1 protein-coding gene is annotated in these 1161 nt (G+C 57.7%); it reads left to right on the forward strand.

Features of this window, described 5'->3' with window-relative positions; genetic code table 11:
- Positions 1–1161, forward strand: a 1161-nt coding sequence (sbmA, locus tag AC0L20_RS39535; RefSeq protein WP_473295594.1) for a peptide antibiotic transporter SbmA, incomplete at both ends; no start/stop codon positions are given.

Genomic DNA, 1161 nt, shown 5'->3' on the forward strand with positions numbered 1-1161 from the left:
TCATTCTTCCCTCGACCAAAGTTGTTCTTTGCGTCGTCAATTCTTTGGACGGCGTTGGCGATGGCGTTTTGGTATGTATTTGCCGGCAATCTCTTTCCAGCCCCGGACAAGCCGGTCGGGCTTGCGACGTTCTGGTCGGCCTCGGCGCTGTGGTTTGATCTCTATTTTGCGCTGGCCGTTACGGTGTTCGCGGCTGCATGGATGTTATTTGCCCCGCATCCCTGGGCGACGTGGTCCATTCTTGGTTCGGCGCTGATCCTGTTCACCTCTTACTTTCAGGTCCAGGTCTCGGTCGCGATCAACAGCTGGTATGGACCGTTCTATGACATGATCCAGGCTGCGCTTTCGAAGTCGGCGCCGGTCACGGTCGAGCAGTTCTACAGCGAGTTGTCGACCTTTGCCGGCATAGCGCTCGTGGCCGTCGTGGTCGGCGTGATGACGCGATTCTTCGTCAGCCACTACATCTTCCGCTGGCGCACGGCGATGAACGATTTTTATGTCGCCAACTGGCCACGGCTGCGCACGATCGAAGGCGCCTCCCAGCGGATCCAGGAAGACACCATGCGCTTCGCCAGCACCATGGAAGGTCTAGGCGTCAATCTCATCAGCGCGGTGCTGACACTGTTGGCGTTCCTGCCGGTTCTGGTGAGGCTGTCCAGCAACGTCACGGAGCTGCCTCTGTTCGGCTCGATTGCCTATCCGCTGGTGTTCGCCGCGGTGATCTGGTCGATCCTGGGCACCGGCGTTCTCGCGCTTATCGGCATCCGCCTGCCCGGAATTGAATTTTTCAACCAGCGGGTCGAAGCGGCCTATCGCAAGGAGCTCGTGCTCGGCGAGGATGATGCGGCGCGTGCCAATGCGCCGACATTGAGCGTGCTGTTTAGCGACATTCGCAGGAATTACTTCCGGCTCTATCTGAACTTCATGTACTTCAATATCGGCCGGATCGTCTATCTGCAGACTGACGTCATCTTTCCTTATCTGCTGCTTGCGCCCACAATCATCGCGGGCAGGATCACCCTCGGCGCGATGAACCAGATCCTCAACGCGTTCACGCAAGTACGAACCTCGTTTCAGTATCTCGTCAACTCCTGGAGCACGATCGTCGAACTGATCTCGATCTATCAGCGGCTGCGGAGCTTTGAGGCAAAGATCCACGGT

It is taken from the genome of Bradyrhizobium sp. Kon58, from assembly GCF_055807455.1.